Raw genomic sequence first — 21,412 nt, 5'->3', positions numbered from 1 at the left:
AGTCGAGGTGCACATAATGACAAAACTGATTAAGCTGAAAAAAATTGTTCCGCTGCTGCTGGCAGCCTCTCTATTTGTTCTCCCGGTTCACCAGGCAACAGCAGACCGGGCCGTGCCGGAAGCGGAGGCCTTAGTTCAAGCAGCTTCCAAGGGCGGCGTAAGCCATTATAATTATTTCAACAATGTCTACAGCCATTTGCAGGACGAGAATCATGTGTTCAAGACAGCAACTTATGAGGATATCGTCCATCTGTTTGAGAGTGAAGGGAATTATGCGGTGCTGGTAGGCGGAGCCTGGAGCGAGCATACCCAGGCGGAGATAGGTTTTATTAATGAGGCTGCCAAGCAGTATGGTGTATCCACTATCTATAATTTTGATACGAAGCTGGATGGCGACAGTCTGGATATTGCGGACAGCAATAATAAATATGCCTATAAATACGTAGACCTGGTCAATAAGTACTTGAAGAATCTTGCCTTGTATGACAAAAGCATTCCCGAGCATAATGTCAGCTACGTCGACAAAGCGGGGGCAGTAATTACTGCGAACAAGCTGGAAGCGCCTTTTCTGTTCGTCTACAACAAGGATCATAAAGACAGCCAGGGCAATAGTGCTCCGATCGTCTCCTATCTGAACGAGAGCAGGTCCTGGAGTGATTTCCAGACGGGCGGAACGTTGGACCCTGTTAAGGTGGCAGAGTACAAAGCCCTGCTGGAGCCTGTATTCCGTTCAGTTCCTTCCTTTAACAACATTGATGAGTCGGCTTATATCAAGGCGGCCTTCAATAAGAACTATCTGGGGGAGAATCCGGGCAAGCCGGCAATCTTCACGGAAGGGGACGGCAGCCTTGTCTATGAGCATGTAACCTATCATCAGCTCAAGCAGATTTTGGCCAGTGACGGGAATTATGCGATTCTGTTCGGCGGGTCCTGGTGCCCGAATACGCAAGCGGTCATCAAATACATTAACGAATATGCCAAAAGATATCAGGTGGACAAAATTTACTTCTTCGATACCAAGCTGGACGCCGGGGTGACTGTTGCCGAACCGGATAATAACAGCGGTGGTACCTATCCGGCCAATCCGCACGGCAATGAAGAGCTTCAGATCCGGCTAACAGGACATCCCTATGCGAACCTGTATGTCGATCTGGTTAACACTTATCTGACCAACATCAAGACAGAGAACAATACGGCGGCGAAGCCTTCCGTCATTAGCTATATCGATGCGAGCGGCGTTAAGGTTAGCGGCGACCGGCTTCAGGTTCCTTATCTGTTCACTTACAGCAAGAATAATAAGGATGCCGCCGGGAACAGCGCTCCGATCCTGGGGCATGTGGAGCTGATGTACTCCTGGACGAACATTCAGCCGGGTTATGTGGATACCAGATATCCTGGCGTGTATCCGGCCGGCGTCAGATTTTCCAATACCGTAACGGCCTTGTCGGCTCTGTATTCGCGATTGGAGAGCGTGCCGGTGGGATTGACAGGAATAGCCCCGGCTACGGCGGGAGGTACTGACGGGCAGATTGCAGGCACAGCAAACAGAGCATTGGAGTACACAAGAGAGGGGGAAACTGCATACACCCCTGTAACAGGCGATGCCATTACCGGACTGGCTCCGGGAACCTACACTGTCCGCTACGCCTCCAAGCCGGGGTATCAGGGGCCGATTACATCCAATGGCGGTGCAGTAGCCATCTCTTACCCGGCAGGAGCTCCAGTGAAGGTAGTGGTGCCGGAATATATTGAGTCCCAGGCGGCACCTTCCGGACTGACGGGGGTAGCTCCTACTACAGAGGAGAATATTGACGGGCAAATCACAGGGACGTTGGCCGGACAGGAATATAAGCTGGCTGAAGGCACTGAATACGTTAAGGTAGAAGGCTCGTTGATCACCGGACTGACCCCGGGGATCTATCTGGTGAGATACCCTGCCAGAGAGGGCTATAGCGCCAGCCCGGCAACGGAGGTTGAGGTTCCTGCCTACGGGGAGCAGGCGGCGCCGACCGGACTGGCAGGCATTGCACCGACCACTCCCGAGAATAAGGATGGACGGATTACAGGCACCACCTCGCTACTAGAGTTCAAGCTCTCCACAGTCACCGATTATGTCTATGCGACGGATGGTGAGATTACCGGACTCGTGCCAGGTGTATACAATGTAAGATTTGCAGCCAAAGAAGGCTATAAGGCGGGGCGCGCTGCGGATGTAACCGTGCCGGCTTATACGGCTGAGCAGGCAGCCCCAACAGGACTGGCCGGGATTGCTCCAACATCGGCAGCGAATAAGGACGGCCGGATTACCGGTACCACGGCAGCGCAGGAATATAAGCTGTCTACGGCTACGAGTTACGTGTATGCAACAGGCCCGGAGATCACCGGTCTGATTCCGGGTACGTATGAGGTCAGATATTCAGCCAAAGAAGGCTATAAGGCGGGGGCGGCAGCCAGCGTCATTGTGCCTGAGTATGTACCAGCTTCCGGCGGCAATCCCCCGGCTTCCCCTGGTACTACAACGCCAGGGTCTGCACCAGGCTCAACACCGGCCACGCCTGTCAGCAGCGAGCCTGTTACGACAACAGTGGGGGCAACGGTGACGGTATTGGCAACGGCTTCGGCCACTACTGATGATACTACCGGAGTAACTACGGCGTCCCTTACAGCGGATACGCTGTCCAGACTTGTGGAGAGTCTCACAAAGGCCGAAGCCACCGGTAAGAAGGCCGTCCTGGAGATTAAGGTGGAGACTAAGAGCGATACGCAGACCGCAGAGCTGATTTTGCCAAGAAGTGCTTTCGATGCCTTGGCCTCGGGGACGAAGGCTGAAATTAAAGTGAGCTATCTGAATGTGGGGACCATTACACTCGATGCCCGGTCCGTAGCCAGCATCAGCGGCGCAGCAGACGGTGGAGATATCCATATCCGGATCGCCAGGGTCTCGCTGAACGAGGAGGGGCAGGCTGTGCTCGGCAACCGGCCGGTCTATGATCTGTCCCTGACTGCAGGCGAGAGTGAGATCAAGTCGTTCGGCGGCGGTAAAGCCAGCATCAGTGTGCCGTATACTCTGAAGGAAGCTGAAGATGCCGATGCCTTGGTTATCTACTATATTACGGAATCCGGCAGCCTGGAAACGATTCGCGGCGGGTATAGCCAGGCGGTAGCCAGTGTGAATTTCGTGACTCCGCATTTCTCCCAGTACATTATCGGGTATAACAAAGTAAGCTTCGCCGATGTGCCGGAGACGGCCTGGTTTAGCCATGCGGTAAGCTTCCTGGCAGCCAGAGGAATAACCTCCGGTACAGATGACAACAACTACAGCCCAAATGCTGCTGTAACCAGAGGCCAATTCATTGTTCTGCTGCTCAAGGCGTATGGAATAGCGCCGGAGAGTGAAGGAGCAGTCAACTTTACCGATGCGGGAGCTGCCTATTACACCCCTTATCTGGCCGCTGCCAAGAAGCTCGGGATTGCCTCGGGCTCCGGGGATAACCAGTTCAAGCCGGATAAGCAGATTACACGGCAGGAGCTGTTCACCTTGCTGTATCGCGCATTGAATACGCTGGGAGAGCTTCCCGGGAAGTCGACAGACGCAGCGCTTTCCGCTTACAGCGATACCCCACAGATTGCCGGATATGCCCAAGAAGCCCTGCAGGCTCTTGCGGAACGCGGAGTGATCCAGGGTGACAACGGCAGATTACAGCCGCTTGCACTGTCCACGAGAGCAGAGGCGGCCCGGGTCATATATAATCTGCTGGCGCAATAGCACCGTCCCTCAGTAGCATAGCAAATTCACCAAGAGTAGCCTTAGGGCTGCTCTTTTTGCTGTTTCCGGGTTGATGCAGAATTCCGGCTGCGATAAATCACAGGAATCAAGTGCTAAAATTTGCTAGAATAGGGTGAATGGTAATTTTTGTTTGCGGGATGAAGAGTATGCTTACTGAAGGGAGAGAGACGTCAATGGGCTTAACGGAAGAGCCGGTGATTTCAATTGAGGGCTTGTGGATGAATTATAGTGACCGGATGGTGCTGCGGGGGATTGATCTGAAGGTATACCGCGGGCAGATTATCGGATATATCGGACCCAATGGGGCCGGTAAAAGCACGACAGTCAAGATTATGCTCGGTCTGGTGGAGGGTTACAACGGGACCATACGGATTTTTGGCAGGGATATCTCGGACGGGGATACGGCTTACAAAAAAAGAATCGGTTACGTGCCTGAGGTAGCAGAGCTGTATGACAGCCTGACAGCGCGGGAGTATCTGACCTTCACCGGTGAGCTCTACGGACTGAAGCAGGCGGATGCCGATGACAAGGCGCGGAAGCTGATGGGGCTGCTGGGCATGGAGAAGGCCTATGATATGCGGATTGCCTCCTACTCCAAGGGGATGAAGCAGAAGGTGCTGCTGATTGCCAGCATGCTGCATGACCCGGATATTCTGTTCCTGGATGAGCCGCTCAGCGGGCTGGATGCCAATAGTGTCATGGTGGTCAAGGAGATCTTCGCCACGCTTGCCGCCAGGGGCAAGACCATCTTTTATTCCTCGCATATTATGGATGTGGTCGAGAGAATCAGCAGCCGGATCATCCTGCTGGACGGAGGCGATATTGTCGCGGACGGAACCTTCACGCAACTGCGGGAGCAGAGCCGGGAGGGGTCGCTGGAGGAGATTTTTAATCAGCTGACCGGTTTCGATCAATACAGGGATATTGCAAGCGAGTTCGTGGCTGTGATAGGCGAGGGTGCGGGGCATGAATGAATTCCTGATTCTGAAGCTGCTTGACCGGATACAGTGGATCTTTAAGGGCCTGGGGGCCGATTATGCGCTCATGCGCCGCATTCTTCAGGTCAAGCTGACGATGGATGGCAGACGGACACCTACCCTGTTCTCCGGGTCGCAGAATTCCAAGCTGGAGATGGAGGGCTCGCCCTTCAGAGTCCAGTGGCTCTATCTGCTGCTGGGGCTGATGCTGATCGCTATGGTCGCGCCCAAAGATCATCATATGCTGATGATGAGTCTGCTGTTCAGTATAGTGATGTTCCTGATCACCACGACGCTGATCTCCGACTTCTCGACGGTGATGCTGGATTTGCGGGATAAGAACATCCTCTTCTCCAAGCCGGTGGACCGCCGTACACTGAACATGGCCAAGAGCTTACATATTCTGATCTATCTGCTGACCTTAACGCTGACTTTCACCGGACCTTCGCTGTTATTCTCTTTATTCCGGCACGGGCCGGGCTTCTTCTTCGTGTACGCAGCTGAGATTCTGCTGATGGACGGCTTCATTCTGGTGTTCACTGCGCTAATCTATCTGCTGATCCTGAGGTTCTTTGACGGGGAAAAGCTCAAGGACATCATCAACTACGTTCAGATTGTCCTGTCTGTGGGGGTAACTGTCGGCGCGCAGCTGGTTAGCCGGATGTTCAATCTATCGGAGCTGGGGCTGGATTTCACTCCCGCCTGGTGGCATTTTCTGCTGGCTCCGGTCTGGTTCGGGGCGCCGTTCGAGCTGCTGGGCGGCGGAACAGGAAGCCGGTCCGTGGTTATTCTGACAGCGCTCTCTGTGGTGGTGCCTGCCGTGATGTTCGCCGCCTACATCCGGCTGATGCCGGTATTTGAACGCAGCCTTCAGAAGCTGGCTGAGCATGGCGCAGAGGGCCGGGATAGCGGGCGGCTTGCCCGTGTGCTGTCGGAGACCGTGTGCCGGAACAAAGCGGAGGCCATGTTCTTCCGCTTCACCTGGTCGATGATGAAGAATGAACGCGAGTTCAAGCTCCGGGTGTATCCGACCATCGGCTTCTCGCTGATCTTTCCCTTTATCTTCATCTTCAATCAGGTGTGGAGCGGCGATCTGGCCGGGATCAGAAGCTCTAAGTCCTTCCTGTTTATCTATTACAGCGCACTGCTGCTGATGACGGTCGTGCAGATGGTCCGTTACTCGGCCAGCTATAAGGGGGCATGGATCTATCAGGTGATTCCTTTGCCGGGCAAGGGGCTGGTCTACCGGGGAATGCTGAAGGCAGCGGTCGTGAAGCTGCTGGTGCCGCTCTTTCTGCTGGAGGCGGCAGTGTTCACCGCTCTCTTGGGCTCCTGGATTATTGCAGATATGGCAGTCGTCCTGCTGGCTCTGCTGCTGTATGCCGTGATTTGCTTCCTTACGTTCCCGAAGGCGCTCCCGTTCTCGGAGAAGTACGAGGCGGCGCAGCGGAAGGAATTCACCGGCAGTGCTTTTGTACAATTGTTCATTCTTGGGGGGCTGGCCGGAGTGCACTATGTCTTCACCCTGATTCCTGCAGGAATATACATCTACATGGTAATTCTGGTAGCTGCAAATGCCTGGATCTGGCGCAGGGCCTTCCTGCCGGACACCTCCCGGGACAACGGATTTCCAACCCTTCGCGCAGGCGGCTGAGGACAAATATGGACAATTTTTGCCGGCGTTCAAAAAAGGGTCCAAGTTCCATTATTTACTTAGACAGCCCGGTGATTACAAGGTAAAATACAGCTAAAGTTAGTTTTCAGAGAATACCTGCAATCATTATATACTCTTCCATTTATCCGCTATCCGTATATTGATTTATAACTTAAGATAGACCCTGAAACGACGCTGATACTATAACCAGTGAAGAGGTCAACTATGGATCAAATGGGAATCCACTATAATATCTGGATCGTTTTACTATCCTATACGCTAGCTGCCGCAGCAGCGTACTCCGCGCTTAATCTGATTTCACAGGTTTCCCATTCCGCGGGCCGGGTCAGACGTCTCTGGCTGCTCTCAGGTGCCTGTGTCCTTGGCGGCGGGATCTGGGCCATGCATTTTGTCGGCATTATGGCCAGCCGCCTGCCGTTCAAGGTCAGCTACCATCCGGTGATGGCTGCCGTGTCCCTGCTTATTATTATGTCCTCCTGCTATGCAACCCTTCAGCTGGTTACGGCTCCCCGCCAGAGAAGCTGGCGGCTTCTTGCGGGCGCCGGTATACTCGGCAGCGGCATCTCGTTCATGCATTATGCCGGAATGTCCTCGATGGAGATGGAGGCCAAGATTCATTACAGGGCAATGGATCAGGCTGTATCGGTACTGATTGCCCTTGCTGCTTCCTACATCGGAGTTCTAATGTTCCGCAGATTCAAGGATCATACAGGCTTCAACCGCTGGAAGCTGTATTCGGCTCTATTCATCGCCCTGGCGGTTACCGGTATGCATTATACGAGTCTGAGAGCAAGCGACCTGCATAGTTACAGCTGGCAGGCGCCCGCCCCGATGCTGATGGAGACCGATGTGGTTCTGCTGACAGGGATTTCACTGGTTACCCTGTTCGTGCTGGCAGTCTCCGGCGGGACTGTTTTTCTGGACAGGGATGTATTGGAGCGCATGGCCTATCATGACCCGCTCACCGAGCTGCCGAACCGGCATGGTCTGGAGCGCTACTTCAAGGATGATTTCTTCGGCGGGATCTCCGGCGCCGTGTTTTTTGTTGACCTGGACCGCTTCAAATCGATTAATGATACGCTGGGCCATGATATTGGAGACTTGCTGCTGTGTGAAGTGTCTGCCAGGCTGACCTGCTGCGTGGGCGGGAAGGGGAAGGTGTTCCGGCTTGGCGGGGATGAATTCCTGATTGCGCTGCCGGATTGCACCGCCGTGGCGGCGGAGGAGGTAGCACAGCATATCCTTCAGGAGCTCAAGAAGTCTTACAGCATTGAAGGTAACGAATTGTACGTAACTGCGAGTGTGGGAATCAGCATGACTCCGGCGCACGGCACCGACCGTTCGGCGCTAATGAAGGCAGCCGATACGGCGCTATATACCTCCAAGGATTCGGGCAAGAATAAATTCAGTGTGTTCGATCTGGAGATGAACCGTCATCAGGTCCGGCGGATGTCACTTGAGAAGGATCTGCGCAAGGCACTGGCCCGCTCGGAATTCATGGTGGTCTACCAGCCCAAATGGGATTCGCTGCTGAATGTCACCGTGGGGCTTGAAGCGCTGCTGCGCTGGAGACATCCGGAGCATGGCGTCATCTCTCCGGGAGAGTTCATTCCGATCGCCGAGGAGACCGGCCTGATTGTCCCTATTACATACTGGATGCTGCATGAGGTGTGCGGACAGAATATGCTCTGGCATCAGGCGAAGGTTGCCAGTGTAGCGGTCTCGATTAATATGTCGGCGCGGATGTTTGAAGGCGGAAGCCTGTATGAGGTAGTGGAAGAGGCGTTGTCGCGTTCGGGCCTTGCGCCGCATTTCCTTGAACTGGAGATTACCGAGTCGATTGCGATGAACAATATGGAAGAGACGGTAGCCCAGCTCTCCAAGCTGCGGGATCTCGGTGTGCGGGTGTCCCTGGATGATTTCGGAACCGGTTTCTCTTCGCTTGGCAATCTGGATGAGATTCCAGTGAATACCCTGAAGATTGATCAGGTCTTCATCCGCAAGAGCAAGATGCATTCCAAGAAAGCGATCATCAGCAACATCATTGCCATTGCCAGCAATCTGAACATGGAGGTTGTGGCTGAGGGCGTGGAGACTACGGAGCAGATTGAACTGCTGCAATCGCTGGGCTGCAGCGTGATGCAGGGCTACTACTACGGCCGTCCGATGCCGGTTAACGAATTAGGCCAATGGTTCATTGAGAATACGGCATAATGCTCCTGGTTGCTGTTGCACGCAAAAGGCTGTCCTGGATGTGGAGGGTTGTTCCACATCAGGGCAGCCTTTTTAGCTACTTAGGAAATGTATGCGAAAAACAGGCATGACAAGACAGAGGCCTTGTCACCCCCAGGAATGAAAATAAGTCGGGTGCATCAGTCGCATCCCGACTTTTATTTTCGTATTAAACCGAATACAATGGGTGCTGATATGCCGAGAGAAGGGCCCCATGCTCTAAAGCCAGTAACATTTATAGAGAAATCTTGCAAGAAGTGCAACAATACTGCCCCACAGAAGCGGTCTATGCCGAAATCCTGCACGAAATGCAACAAAGTCAGCATTAACTTGCCCTCTGCCCCGGAATTTGTGCAAATAATGCAACATTGTACCCGTATCCAGTAACCTTTATAAAGGAATCCTGCAAAATGTGCAACAATACAAGCGGCGGGTGAGAGAAGGCAGCAGCATCCTTCACCCGCGGGGTGATTTTATTCTGAAAAATGTATGAGACTTCGGTCTAGATTTTGAAATTCTCGACCAATACCTGCAGCTTCTCTGCCAGGGAGGAGAGGAATGCGGCGGAGGATTCGACCTCCTGCATGGCGGCAAGCTGCTCTTGAGACGAGGCGGACAAGGTCTCGGCGCCCTCGGCCGTCTGATTGGAGACCGCTACGATCTTCTGGATCGAAGCGACCAGTCCGTCAGAGAGCAGGGCCAGCTCACGCACGGTGGCTGAGATCTGTTGGCTATGTGCAGACATATCGGAGACGGATGACTCAATCTCGGAGAAGGAATGGCCGGCCGCTATAATCATTTCTTTGCCGTGATGCATTTCTTCCGTGGAGTGCCTCATGGTCTCTCCGGCCTTGTCCATCTGCTGGACAATCAGACTGACCAGCTCGCCGATCTGGCGGGCAGATCCGGCTGAACGTTCAGCCAGCTTGCGTACAGAGCCTGCGACAACGGCGAAGCCACGGCCCTCTTCTCCAGCCCGTGCGGCTTCAATCGCCGCATTGAGGGATAACAGATTCGTCTCCTCGGCAATACTGGCTATGGTGCCGACAATATTCTCAATCTCTTTGGAATGGCTGCCCAGCGTCTCGATAATGCCAGAAAGATCCGAGATGCTTGCGCCCACAATAGCCATCTGGGAGGTGGTCGAGTCCATAGATTCCCGGCCTGTCCGGGCTTTCTGGGAGTTGATGGCTGCCTGGTTCATTGCACTGTCGGCATTGCCTGCAATTTCGGTAATGAAATGTGACATATCCTGCACAGCCTTGAAGCTGCCTTCCAAATTCTGCAGCTGGGTGTGTGCCCCGTCGGCCAGATCCAGAGTGACATTAACGCTGTGTTCTCCGGCCCGGTTGGTCTCCTGGGCGCTGGCGGACAGCTCCTGGGAAGAGGAGGCAACCAGCATGGACGTATCGTTAACCTGTGTGATCAGGTCACGCAGATTCAGGGTCATCGCATTGAAGTCGCGTGCAAGTTCGCCGATCTCGTCCTTGGCTGTGAAGAGCAGCGGTTCCCGGGTCAGATCGCCTTGGGCTACCGTGTTCACGGATGCGGACAGCTTGGTGAGAGGGCTGACCATCCGGCGGATCAGCAGATAAGCGGCGAGAATCGCAATAATCAGAATGGAGCTGCCGATCAGGAAGGGCTGGGTGATGATATCCATGGTCCGCGATTGAATCAAGGGGCCGTCGAAGTTAATCGCCATTAATGCAATGATGGGTTTGGTAGGGTCATGGTCCTGATAGATGGGGCCGTAGCCGGTTTTGAGGGAGGTGCCCTGATATGTATACACCTTCGAGTAGGCGGAGTGCTTCATCGTGGTAATCATTTCTTTATCTTCATCTGCGAAGTAGAAGGGGTCTCCAGCTTTGTAGCCGCGTTGTTTGAAGTTCTTGTCAGCGGCCAGCACCTTGCCGTCCAGTGATAGAATGAAGGCTTCTTTGAAAATAGGCTTGTGATCACTGATCCATCCGATGCGGTCTTCGATCGCAGTCAGCTTGCTGGTATCGCCGGCAGCCAGAGCGGTTATGTCGGCAGGATCGATAAGACCGGTTGTTATATTCGCGCAGCCTACCAATTCAATGCCTGCAGCTTCATCGATCTGCTTGTAAGCCGCATGATAACCGAAGAAGCCTATGGATGAACCAACCAGTAGCAATACAATCAGCATCATCCATGTTAATTTTGTTGCCAATTTCATAACAAATATCACCAGCCCTGACTCTAAAAGATTAAGTGAATTATGGGGTTCACTGCTACGATTATAGCGCATACGCTGCGGTTTGAGCAGACGTCAGAAAAAGAATTTTTGTGTCGGAAAATGATGGTTTATGTATAAAAAATCATTGAAAAGTAGGCGCTTAATCCTATTTTAGTTTCAAAAAATACTGTATGTCGGACCCGTATAATGGTACGCTTGAAGCAGAACAAACGGACTGGGAGCTGAAGGGATGTCACAAGAAGTCAATCCTTTGATCGAACGTGTGGGATTATCCATGTGGAAGGTTCAGCGCAGAATCATGTCGCAGATGTCATTTCATAAGGAATTGGGCTTGACTGTGCCGCAATTCGGGCTGCTGCATATGATCTTTCAGGAGCAGCAGGCACGGGTGATTCAGCTGGCGGACAAGATGGAGGTGAAGTCCAGTGCAGTCACCGTCATGCTGGACCGGCTGGAGCTGCTGGAGCTGATCGCCCGCGTGACGGACGAGAATGACCGCAGAGCGGTAATCGTCACGATCACCGGCAAGGGACAAGAGGTGCTGGAAGAAGCACAGCGCCGGTCACTGCTGCTGCTGGAAGAGCATCTGGCCATTCTGGAGCCGGCAGAGCTGGAGAACTTCGCGGATTATTATCTCATGCTGGAGAATCAGGAGCGTTAACATAAGCATTACAAAGAGGCAGCGCTTCTCCCGTTACGGAGAGGCGCTGCCTCTTGTCTAAATATAAGAATTTATAAGTTTTACACTATAAATTATCCTTCTATTTCTCGCTGAAACGGAACCGTCCTTAAAAAGGACGGCAAAGCCGTTTCCACTTGAGTCTGGCTATTCTGCGGCAGGTTCTTTGTCCGGCAGTTGCGTGACGTAACTGTCAGACAACTGGCGCAGCCGCAGAGCGCGGTTGTATTCATCCTCGTTGCCGGCCGGAGCAGTACCTCCGGTCGCCAGCGGATATTGGGTATTATCCTCGAAGCTGTTGCCCGGAATCAGCAGGGCAGAGCTGGAGATGAAGGAGCCGGTAGGCAGGTAATACCGCTGCGGCAGCAGATTGTAGGACTGGCTGAGCAGATCCTGGCCGAAATGAATGTTGTTATCCATGGATACCCCCAGCAGGCTGGCAGCTGTAGGCATAATATCGACTTCTCCGCCTACCTGTGCAAGCTTCTGCGGAGCAATTCCTTCGCCATGGATAAGCAGCGGAATGTTGAGCATATTGGCGTAGCTGTAATCATATCCGTAGATTTCCTTCATTAGCTGCTTGTCGTCATGGTCCAGCGAATAGATCGGCAGTCCCATATGGTCGCCGTAGACCATAACCAGACTGTTCTCCCATAATCCATTCGCCTTCAGTTCATCTACGAACTGTCCGAAGGCATAGTCTGCATAGTTCTGTGACCGGACATAATCGCCGACAAAGGTTCCTTCATACCGCTCAGGAAGCTTCATCTTGTGCTTTTCTTCAGGAATAGTGAACGGGTGATGCGCCGACATGGAGATGACCTGGGCATAGAACGGCTGGCCCGCATCGCTCATTTCCTTCAGCTTCTCCGAGGATTTGCGGTAGAGCACCTCATCGGAAGCGCCGAAGAAGAAGGCATCCTCATCACCGAAGAACTGGTGATCGTAATACTTCTGCCAGCCGAGGGCCTTGTATAGCTCGCCCCGGTTCCAGAATTCCACTACATTGGTGTGGAACGTGGCCGTCTGATAGCCGTTGTCTCCCAGCAGACGGGGGAGACTCGGCAGCTGCTTGTCGATATAAGACATGGTGGCCGCACCCTGCGGAGGAATATAGAAGGACGAATTGACCACGAATTCCGCATCTGAGGTATTGCCCTGGCCGACCATCTGATAGAAGTTCGTGAAGTACAGGCTCTCCTCCATCAGGCGGTTCAGGTTAGGGGTAATCTCCTGGCCGTCTATCTTCAGACCAAGCAGGAAGTTCTGGAAGGACTCCAGCTGGATCACAATCAGATTCTTGCCCTTGGCGGAACCGGCATAAGCCGAGACTGCTGAAGGGTCGATGCCCTTGAGCTGGTTAATCGTGCTCTGTGTGATTTCACTGGCCTGGACCAGCTCGGTTTTATCTTTGGCAAAGATCGTGTATGCTTCATAATTAAGGATGCCCATCTCCTGGGCCTTCTTGATCTCATTCATGCTCGCCTTATTCGGAAGAATATTGAACAGGCAGAGTCCGAGCGAGACCGCGAACAGTACGACATGCAGCGTCCGGCCACTGCGCCGGTTGATCTGGTCTTTTTTATAATTGCGTCCGTTCTTGTTAATGAAGAAGTAGAAGCCCAGCACGATAATATCGGTGAAGATCAACAGATAATAAGGGTCCATCAATGAGAACACGCTGTTCTTGACGGCAGTGACCTGGTTCACCTGCTCGGCGGCATGGTAAGTGACAATGACCCCGTAATATTTGAAGTACATAATGGCGGCAAAAAAGATCGCGGTAACCAGCAGATTGACCGTCATGTAATAGCCGAGCTTCCGTCTGGAAGCAAAGCGCTCAATCAGGAAAAACAGGGCCCAGACAAAGGGCAGCTCCGTCAATACGGATTTCCAGAATTGCAAATCATCAAAGATTACACCCCAGGCCAGCAGGCTTTTGAACAGAAAAAGAATGGAAAAGAACACAAATGGCTTAAGGAGCCAGCGTTTCACAGTTTGGGATGACACAGCTTCGCCTTCTTTCTGAAGAATGAACAGGTTTCCCGGGTGATAGGAAACAGCAGCATGAGGACATAAGAATACCATTATCAATAGAACTTATTATGCAGTGCCAGGGAAGGAATGTCAAAAATCAGAAGCGGCCGTATACTCCCTGGAGCGCGCGTAAACTACGGCTAGAACGAACCCGGCGCAGGCCACTCCCTCAGGCGGGGGGATATCGGCGTTAAACGAAGAATATGAGCCTTACGCAGCGGAAGCTGGCGGAAATTATTGGAGGTGGGGACGGATGGAGCATACAGAAATCATACTGTCCGTGAGGGCGCTTGTGGAATTTGCCTACAGCAGCGGCAGTCTGGAGCCGGGCTTCCGCAGCGGAGCCGCCATGGCGGAGGGGACGCGCAGCCATCAGCTGATCCAGAAGCAATACAAGGAAGGAGACCGCAAGGAGGTCTATTTGAAGACCGGAATTGCTTACGGAGAGCTGCTGTTCCAGATTGACGGGCGCTGCGACGGACTGCTTACGGCAGAGGATGGGAGCCTGACAGTGGAGGAGATCAAGTCCATGGCCGGAATCCCGGACCCTGCGCTTGAAGGGAAGGAGGTACACTGGGCCCAGGCTTATATGTACGCTTACATGCTGGCAACGGATCTTGAGCTTCCCTACATTCAGGTGAAGCTCACCTATGTGCAGCGGGGAAGCGAGGCACAGTACAGTCTCTACCGGGAGATGTCCCGTGAAGCGCTGACGGCCTTTGCGCTAGAGACAGTAAGCAGATATGCACCGTATGCCGAGATGATGGTCCGTTACAAGGCGAAGAGAGGGGAGAGCATCACGAACCTGTCTTTTCCGTTCTCGGCTTACCGGCCCGGCCAGCGCCATTTCGCAGCCGCAGTCTACACCTCCATTGCTGAGGGGGCGAACCTCTTCGCCCAGGCACCGACAGGCATCGGCAAAACCATGTCCACTCTGTTCCCGGCGGTCAAAGCGCTGGGCGAAGGCAAGGCGGCCGGTATCTTCTATCTGACCGCCAAGACCGTTACACGGATCGCGGCGCAGGAGGCAGCCACGATGCTGAACCTCCGGGGGCTGCATCTGCATGTCATTGCGCTGACGGCGAAGGAGAAGGCCTGCTTCCGGGAGGAAGGCATCTGCGGCACGGATTCCTGCGCGTATGCGGAGGGCTATTATGACCGGATCAACGGCGCCCTGATTGATATGCTGGAGCATGAGACGCTGATGACCCGGGAGACGATCGCCGGCTATGCCCATAAGCATAAGGTCTGCCCGTTTGAATTCTCGCTGGATGCCGCCTATGCCTGCGATGTTGTTATCTGCGATTACAATTATATCTACGACCCGCGCATCAGTCTGAAGCGCATGTCTGAGGAGCGTAAGAAGAACACCGTGCTGCTGGTGGATGAAGCGCATAATTTGGTGGACAGGGGCCGGGAGATGTATTCGGCCGAGCTTACCAAGGCACCCTTCCTGGCGCTCAGCCGGACCTACAAAACGGCGAATCCCCGGCTCGGCACTGCCGCCAAAGCGGTGAACGCTTTCTTCATTGCGCTGCGTAAGATCTGCGGTGATAAGGGTGCGGAAGAGTGGGCGGCCTATCCGGAGGAGCTGCCGGAGCTGCTGGAGAACTTCGCAGCCGAAGCGGAGCTGGAGCTGCTGAATTCCTCTTTCCCGGTAAGCTCTGTGCAGGCGGAGGAGGACGGGGCGGATAGCCTGCTGGATACCTATTACGCAGTACAGGGGATGCTTCGCACCTTCAAAACCTACGATGAACGTTACATTACCTATGCCGAGGTGCGCAGCGGAGATGTGTATCTGAAGCTGTTCAATCTCGATCCGTCGCATTTGCTGCAGCAAATGGGCAAGAGCTTCCGCAGCCAGATTCTGTTCTCTGCGACCCTCTCGCCGCTCTCGTATTACAGGGATATGATCGGTGCAGGCGAGGAGGACTACAGTCTGAGCCTGGCCTCACCTTTTCACAAAGAGCAGTGGCAGGTGTCTGTCCTGCCGGTATCCACCCGGTTTCATGACCGGGAGGCTTCCTTACAGCCGCTTAGTAATGCTCTTAAAGGCATGGTCTCGAAGAAGGGCAACTACCTGGTCTTCTTCCCCTCTTATGTGTACTTGAGGAATGTCTATGAGGTGTTCACCGAGAAGTACCCTGAAGTCCCTACGCTGCTGCAGGGCAGCGGGATGAGCGAGCCGGAGCGGGAGAGCTTCCTGGCGGCCTTCCGCCCGGATAACCCGGAGCCGCTGCTTGGCTTTGCCGTGCTGGGCGGTATTTTCTCCGAAGGGGTGGATCTGCCCGGCGACCGGCTGAACGGGGTGATGGTCGTAGGTGTAGGACTCCCGCAGGTGGGTCTGGAGCGCAATCTGCTCCGGAGCTATTTCCAGTCACAGGGCAAGAACGGCTTCGATTATGCTTATATCTACCCTGGCATGTGCAAGGTGCAGCAGGCTGGAGGACGGCTGATCCGCAGTGAGAGCGACAGCGGGGTCATTGTGCTTGCAGACGACCGCTTCATGCAGCCTTCCTACCGGCAGCTGCTTCCAGAGGAGTGGCGGGACTACTCTGTTATGACCTAAGCGGGTATAATCTACTGAAAAGGCATTCACCAGACAACTCAGGAGGTAATGACATGACGCTTAATATCGGACTTGTTGGAACAGGCTGGTTCTCCAAGGTACATGCGGATTTGCTGGCGGGCATGGAGGATGTGTCGCTGAAGGCGGTCTGCGGCAGCAGCAAGCTTAAGGGAGAAGAGATGGCCCGCCCTTACGGGGCCGAAGGCTACGGGGAGATTACCGAGATGCTGGACAGCCACAAGCTGGATGCCGTCTACATCTGCGTGCCGCCACAGTCGCACGGGGCGATTGAGCGGGCGCTGATCCGCAGGGCTATCCCCTTTTTCATCGAGAAGCCGCTAGGCTCAAGTACGGCCATTCCGGCCAGTCTGCTGGAGGATATCAAGCAGCATCAGCTGCTGACCTCGGTAGGCTATCATTTCCGCTATCAGGAGAATATCCAGCGGCTGAAGCAGACGCTTGCCGGAGACAAGGTAGGGATGATTACCGGAGAATGGATGGGCGGAATGCCCGGCGTGGCGTGGTGGCGCAATCAGGAGCAGTCCGGCGGGCAATTCACGGAGCAGACGACGCATATTGTTGACTTGCTGCGTTATCTGGCCGGTGAGGTGACAGAGGTCTACGGCATGTTCGGCAACCGGATTATGCATGAGAAGCATGAAGGGGTGACCGTAGCCGATGTAGGCACCGTATCGCTGAAGCTTGCAAGCGGCATTATCGCCAGCATCTCCAATACCTGTGTGCTGCCAGGAGAGGTGAACAAGGCTGGAATCAGCTTCTATAATGACAACGGCATGCTTGACTGGAACCCGGAGCGTCTGCTTGAAGTCCGCAGCGGGGACAGCAAGGAATACAAGAATACGGGCAACCCTTACGCTGTAGAGAGCGAGGCCTTCCTGTACGCTGTCCGCACCGGAGACCGCTCCCGTATTCTCAGCGATTACGAGGACGGGTACAAGACGCTGAAGGTAACCTGCGCCGCGTATGAATCCGCCCAGAGCGGATTGCCGGTGAAGCTGTAGGACTCTGTCCTAGGGTCAGGGAGCTGCTTAATGAATGAACACTGCGATCAGTGCGGGTGCCAGCCCAATGGAGAACAGCGCCGCCAGAATCATCGAGATACTGGAGATGGTGCCGGTCAGCGAGCTAAGCTCGAAGGCCTTGGAGGTGCCGGTGCCATGCGCTGCAGTGCCCAGCGAGACCCCGCGTGCCACTTCATTCTCAATGTGGAAGAGGCGCAGCACCGAAGGACCCATCATCGTTCCAAGCACACCCGTGAGAATGACGAAGACTGCGGTGATGCTGGGAACTCCGCCGATGCTCTGTGAGATGCTCATGGCAATCGGCGTAGTTACCGAACGGGGGACCAGGCTGGTGGCGAGATCTCCGCTCAGGTGCATTAATTTGGCCAGCAGCATGGACGACAGTACAGCCGTTACCGTTCCTGACAGCACGCCTGCCGCAATTTCGGCGGCGTGCTTTTTGAGTAGCTTGAAGTTCTTGTGCAGCGGAATTGCAAAGGCGATTGTCGCCGGCTGAAGCAGGTCTGACAGCCATTTGCCGCCTGCATTGTAGGATTCATAGGAGCTGCCTGTGATCAGCAGGAAGCCGATGATTACCAGCGGGGTGATGATCAGCGGAGAGGCGTACATTTTGCCGCTGGCCGCATAAATCCGTTTGGTTACAAGGTATACCGCAATGGTAAGTCCAAGGAATAATAGTCCGGTCATCATGAGCTTCTACGCTCCTTTACTTTATAGATCATCCCTGTCAGCAGACCCGAGCTGGCCATGACAGCAAAGGTGCCCACGAGCACAACAGCCAGTACCTGCAGGCCGAAGGATTCCAGCAGCTTCGAGTAGTTCATGACCCCGATAGCCGATGGAATGAAGAACAGCAGCAGCTCAGCCAGCAGCCAAGAAGCTCCTGCCTCCACCCAGTTCATACGGATCACGCCGGATTCGAGCAGCAGGAATAATAGAATCATCCCGATAATGCTTCCGGGAAGCGGAATATGCAGTAGTGAGGTTAATCCGTTAACGAGCAGGGAGAACACGGTTAGTCCGGCCACCTGCAGTAAGCCTAAGGCAATCTTTTTCATCATGATTACCTCCTTTCATCTCTTACTGAAATTTTACATCTAATTCTTTCATAGGTACAATGAATGGATTGAATATCTCGCATTCTAATTGTCTATGCATGGAGGTTACCTAATGGATATCAGACAGCTGGAGTATTTCGTGCAGGCCGCCAGGCTGAACAGCTTCTCCAGAGCCGCAGAATCGCTGTATATCACCCAGCCGACCATCAGTAAGATGGTCCGCAATCTGGAGATGGAGCTGGGGGCCGACCTGTTCTACCGCGAGGGCCGGAGCATCCGTCTGACCGATGCGGGAGAGCTGCTGCTCGTCAAGGCGCAGAACATTGTAGAGTCCTTTGCCAGCCTCTCCTCCGAGCTGGACAGCCTGCGCAATCTGAAGCAGGGGCATATCCGTATCGGACTTCCGCCCATGGTTGGGGCTAGCTTCTTCCCGGCGGTCATCGGGGAATTCCACCGGAAGTATCCCGAGGTGACGATCCGGCTGCATGAGGACGGGGCGAAGAAAGTGGAGGATGACGTAGAGTCCGGCCTGCTCGATATCGGGGCGATTGTACTGCCGGTGGACCCGGCCAGATTCCACTGCTTCACCTTTGTGGAGGAGAAGCTGGAATTGCTGGTTCCCGCAGGCCACCGTCTGGACGGAGCGCAGCAGGTGCCGCTGAGAGAGCTGGCCGAGGAGGAGTTCGTCCTGTTCCGGGAGGACTTCGCCCTCCATGACCGGATTATCTCGGAATGTGTCAAAGCTGGCTTTCAGCCCAAGGTGGTCTATGAAAGCTCCCAGTGGGATTTGATCAGCCGGATGGTCGCCGCCGGGATGGGCATTGCGCTGCTGCCGGAGACCATCTGCCGGGATATCGACCGTTCGCGGATTGCGGTGATTTCCCTGACCGAGCCGGTGATTCCCTGGCAGCTGGGCATGATCTGGCGCAAGGACCGCTATTTGTCCTTTGCCGCCAGGGAGTGGATTGCTTTTGCGATGAATGTACTAGGAGAGCGGTATTCGCGGCCGGAGCCTCCGGAGGATATATAAATAACAGAGCTTATTTATACTTCCGCCGACATTTTTTTCTTTTTTTGCAAATTTTGTTTTTTGGCATCATGATTTATGATAGGGGAGAAGTTGATAGAGAGAAGGTGAGTAACCGTGAACCTTTACCAGAATTCTCCTGATGTTAGCGGCCGGGATTACAGAGAAGATGAGCTCTTCCTTACTATAGAGAATTTAAGAAGCGAGCTGCTGGAGGTGGCCCGGGAACGGAGTCTGAGCGACCATACAGTGCTGGAGCTTAGCCAGCGGCTGGACGGATATATCGTGATGGCCCAGAACCTGATGATGGAGAGCCTGCGCAGCCGCAAGAATGCTGCCGCGCCCTACGGTAAGAAGAATAAGAAGAGCCAGCGGATCAGGAATCAGGCGGCTCTGCAGCAATAATCTATAATACACCCAAGCATCTGACGGTGTTTGTTAATCATGGTCCTACTAATGTGGGGCCATTTTGTTGTGCTTTTCATAGTGTTGTCCTATAATGGCAATTAATAGAAGGATAACCTGAATGATGGATAGGGAGGTGCCGGGTGGAGGCGAAGCTGACTACATTACGTACGGAAATCGAGAAGAATCTGTCCCGCTCGGGCCATAATCTTGCCTCATTTGCCAAAGTCTCCGGCCTGAACCGCGGCAGTCTCAGCGCCATTCTTCACGGCAATCCACCGAAGCCCATCTCGCTGGGACAGCTCGATGCCATGATCCGGGCCTTCGGCTTCCCGGAAGGCTGGCTGTATCCGCTGTATGTGGATGAGTGCTTCAGTGAAGAGCGGATCTCCCGCCGCCGTATCGAGCCCTTCCTAGTTAAATGTGCCGAGATGGGCAAGCAGCAATGCATTGAAGAGGTCTTAAGGCGGATTATGGAATATCAGCGGCCGCTGGATATTATCTACAGGGTGGCAGAGAGGCTGTTCTGCAGCGGCAAAGTACAGGAGTCCATCGTATTCTACAAGCTGATTGTAGACCATGAACAAGACAGCTATTCCGAGCGGATGGCGATCAGCCAGTACCGTATCTTCATGTCTTTGCAGACCACTCCGGATGTGGATATGGAGCAGAAGCTGCGCGCCGTAATCAGCTTCGAGCCTTACCGCGGGCTGCTTCCCGAGGAGATGCAACTGGACGGACTGCTGAAGCTGGCGAAGGTATGCTTCGCGCTGCATCGCTGGAAGGATGTTGAGAAATTCGCCGACGAGCTGAGGGCATTAGCAAGCGGAATCTACCGCGAGGAACTACGCCGCAGTAAGGGGAAGAGGGCAGAGGCTTTTCAGGCGGAACGTCCGCTGGTGGTCTATTACGGGCACGGTTATCTGCTGAAGGCATCGGCGCTTACCAAGCAAGGGGAGTATGAGCAGGCCAAGAAATATACCGCCGGCTATGCGGACCTGGGATGGTTCGAGATGCTGGATGACGAGGGGCGCAGCAGTGTGGACAGCTTCAAGCTGTTTGCCACGGCCAACGGGTTCACGCTGGAGATTCTGATGGGCAATATCTCTGTATTGCCGTCCTATATCGCTTTCTTGTCCGAGCATCCCGGCGAGATTCTGTCCGGCATGGTGATCATTATGGAGTCGGCCAACCGCTTCGGGTTCTCCGCTGATACGGTGATGTCGCGCTTTTCCCGGGAGATGCTGCGTTTTGAACAATTCCAGGATACGATCAATGTAGACCGGGTGTACCGTCTCTATTATCAGATTGCGATCTACCATATCTCCCGCCAGCAATATGCCAAGGGAATCGACTATATCATTCATTGTCTGCGTCTGACCATCAGGCTGAACAGCGGCAAGGACTTTATTAATTGTGTAACCTTATTTGAACTGAACAGAGACTATGCCTCCGATACCCAGCAGAATGCTTACCGGGAGCTGATCAGGGAGGTGAGAGCGCATGAAGAGATCACTGTTGATGACGGCCAGCGTTTTGGTATTGTTTAGCTTCATTCTTGCGGGTACAGGAACAGAACAGAAGTCCAAGGTAAGAGGCTTTACCGCTGTTGAACACGGAGTGGAATTCTAGAGCAGATTAGAGCAGTTAATTGTATAGCTAAGAGAGACTCCCCGGCCCTCTGTGTCGCGGGAGCGTTTGCGCG

Annotated in this window: 14 protein-coding genes; 10 read left to right on the top strand and 4 right to left on the bottom strand. The window is 53.9% G+C overall.

Annotated elements, in window-relative coordinates; translation table 11 throughout:
• Positions 1–16: 16 nt before the first annotated feature.
• The 4 genes from NYE26_RS29065 to NYE26_RS29050 all read left to right on the top strand — a co-directional run bounded on the left by NYE26_RS29065 (position 17) and on the right by NYE26_RS29050 (position 8,653).
• The gene (locus NYE26_RS29065) at positions 17–3,766 is read left to right on the top strand and encodes an S-layer homology domain-containing protein (RefSeq protein ID WP_339252005.1); all 3,750 of its coding nucleotides are present in this window, start codon (positions 17–19) and stop codon (positions 3,764–3,766) included.
• 194 nt (positions 3,767–3,960) lie between these two features.
• Positions 3,961–4,761 (top strand): ABC transporter ATP-binding protein, encoded by an 801-nt coding sequence (locus NYE26_RS29060; protein ID WP_076080960.1) that lies wholly within the window; start codon positions 3,961–3,963, stop codon positions 4,759–4,761.
• Entirely contained in the window at positions 4,754–6,418 is a 1,665-nt protein-coding gene (locus NYE26_RS29055) for a hypothetical protein (protein ID WP_339252002.1), read from the top strand. Before NYE26_RS29060 ends, NYE26_RS29055 begins: the two co-directional genes overlap by 8 nt.
• Before the next feature lie 225 nt (positions 6,419–6,643).
• Entirely contained in the window at positions 6,644–8,653 is a 2,010-nt protein-coding gene (locus NYE26_RS29050; protein WP_036728233.1) for an EAL domain-containing protein, read from the top strand.
• A 520-nt stretch (positions 8,654–9,173) separates the two neighbouring features.
• Here the strand turns inward: NYE26_RS29050 and NYE26_RS29045 are convergent.
• Positions 9,174–10,868: a methyl-accepting chemotaxis protein gene (locus NYE26_RS29045; RefSeq protein ID WP_036728235.1), complete on the bottom strand. Its 1,695-nt coding sequence runs from the start codon at positions 10,866–10,868 to the stop codon at positions 9,174–9,176.
• 250 nt (positions 10,869–11,118) lie between these two features.
• Between NYE26_RS29045 and NYE26_RS29040 the strand changes: the two genes are divergently transcribed.
• On the top strand, positions 11,119–11,550 hold the full coding sequence (locus NYE26_RS29040; protein ID WP_051478265.1) for a MarR family transcriptional regulator: 432 nt from the start codon (positions 11,119–11,121) through the stop codon (positions 11,548–11,550).
• A 165-nt stretch (positions 11,551–11,715) separates the two neighbouring features.
• On the opposite strand, the gene NYE26_RS29035 is transcribed toward NYE26_RS29040, so the two are convergent.
• Entirely contained in the window at positions 11,716–13,656 is a 1,941-nt protein-coding gene (locus NYE26_RS29035) for an LTA synthase family protein (RefSeq protein WP_339251998.1), read from the bottom strand.
• 202 nt (positions 13,657–13,858) lie between these two features.
• Between NYE26_RS29035 and NYE26_RS29030 the strand changes: the two genes are divergently transcribed.
• Positions 13,859–16,174: an ATP-dependent DNA helicase gene (locus NYE26_RS29030; protein WP_339251996.1), complete on the top strand. Its 2,316-nt coding sequence runs from the start codon at positions 13,859–13,861 to the stop codon at positions 16,172–16,174.
• 53 nt (positions 16,175–16,227) lie between these two features.
• Positions 16,228–17,196, top strand: coding sequence for a Gfo/Idh/MocA family oxidoreductase (locus NYE26_RS29025; protein WP_339251994.1), 969 nt, complete (start codon positions 16,228–16,230; stop codon positions 17,194–17,196).
• Positions 17,197–17,223: 27 nt separating this feature from the next.
• Here NYE26_RS29025 and NYE26_RS29020 read toward each other — a convergent pair whose 3' ends face one another.
• A complete protein-coding gene (locus tag NYE26_RS29020; protein WP_076080997.1) occupies positions 17,224–17,904 on the bottom strand; it encodes a CidB/LrgB family autolysis modulator in 681 nt (226 codons plus the stop codon).
• Complete coding sequence (locus tag NYE26_RS29015) at positions 17,904–18,275, bottom strand: CidA/LrgA family holin-like protein (protein WP_339257651.1); 372 nt, start codon at positions 18,273–18,275, stop codon at positions 17,904–17,906. The genes NYE26_RS29020 and NYE26_RS29015 overlap by 1 nt, the downstream gene beginning before the upstream one ends.
• 112 nt (positions 18,276–18,387) lie before the next feature.
• Between NYE26_RS29015 and NYE26_RS29010 the strand changes: the two genes are divergently transcribed.
• From NYE26_RS29010 to NYE26_RS29000, 3 genes are all read left to right on the top strand, one after another.
• A complete protein-coding gene (locus NYE26_RS29010; RefSeq protein ID WP_339251992.1) occupies positions 18,388–19,305 on the top strand; it encodes a LysR family transcriptional regulator in 918 nt (305 codons plus the stop codon).
• Positions 19,306–19,419: 114 nt separating this feature from the next.
• The gene (locus NYE26_RS29005; protein ID WP_339251990.1) at positions 19,420–19,707 is read left to right on the top strand and encodes an aspartyl-phosphate phosphatase Spo0E family protein; all 288 of its coding nucleotides are present in this window, start codon (positions 19,420–19,422) and stop codon (positions 19,705–19,707) included.
• 143 nt (positions 19,708–19,850) lie between these two features.
• Positions 19,851–21,257, top strand: coding sequence for a DNA-binding protein (locus NYE26_RS29000; protein WP_339251988.1), 1,407 nt, complete (start codon positions 19,851–19,853; stop codon positions 21,255–21,257).
• Positions 21,258–21,412 lie beyond the last annotated feature (155 nt).

Source organism: Paenibacillus sp. FSL P2-0136, assembly GCF_037975325.1.
Lineage (GTDB): Bacteria > Bacillota > Bacilli > Paenibacillales > Paenibacillaceae > Paenibacillus_AQ > Paenibacillus_AQ silagei.
This window is presented reverse-complemented; position numbering and strand designations above follow the sequence as displayed.

Excerpts from the sequence above, each read along its gene's own strand:
- NYE26_RS29065 (WP_339252005.1), top strand. The coding sequence starts at position 17 with ATGACAAAACTGATTAAGCTGAAAAAAATTGTTCCGCTGCTGCTGGCA.
- NYE26_RS29060 (WP_076080960.1), top strand. The coding sequence starts at position 3,961 with ATGGGCTTAACGGAAGAGCCGGTGATTTCAATTGAGGGCTTGTGGATG.
- NYE26_RS29055 (WP_339252002.1), top strand. The coding sequence starts at position 4,754 with ATGAATGAATTCCTGATTCTGAAGCTGCTTGACCGGATACAGTGGATC.
- NYE26_RS29050 (WP_036728233.1), top strand. The coding sequence starts at position 6,644 with ATGGATCAAATGGGAATCCACTATAATATCTGGATCGTTTTACTATCC.
- NYE26_RS29045 (WP_036728235.1), bottom strand. The coding sequence starts at position 10,868 with ATGAAATTGGCAACAAAATTAACATGGATGATGCTGATTGTATTGCTA.
- NYE26_RS29040 (WP_051478265.1), top strand. The coding sequence starts at position 11,119 with ATGTCACAAGAAGTCAATCCTTTGATCGAACGTGTGGGATTATCCATG.
- NYE26_RS29035 (WP_339251998.1), bottom strand. The coding sequence starts at position 13,656 with ATGGTATTCTTATGTCCTCATGCTGCTGTTTCCTATCACCCGGGAAAC.
- NYE26_RS29030 (WP_339251996.1), top strand. The coding sequence starts at position 13,859 with ATGGAGCATACAGAAATCATACTGTCCGTGAGGGCGCTTGTGGAATTT.
- NYE26_RS29025 (WP_339251994.1), top strand. The coding sequence starts at position 16,228 with ATGACGCTTAATATCGGACTTGTTGGAACAGGCTGGTTCTCCAAGGTA.
- NYE26_RS29020 (WP_076080997.1), bottom strand. The coding sequence starts at position 17,904 with ATGACCGGACTATTATTCCTTGGACTTACCATTGCGGTATACCTTGTA.
- NYE26_RS29015 (WP_339257651.1), bottom strand. The coding sequence starts at position 18,275 with ATGAAAAAGATTGCCTTAGGCTTACTGCAGGTGGCCGGACTAACCGTG.
- NYE26_RS29010 (WP_339251992.1), top strand. The coding sequence starts at position 18,388 with ATGGATATCAGACAGCTGGAGTATTTCGTGCAGGCCGCCAGGCTGAAC.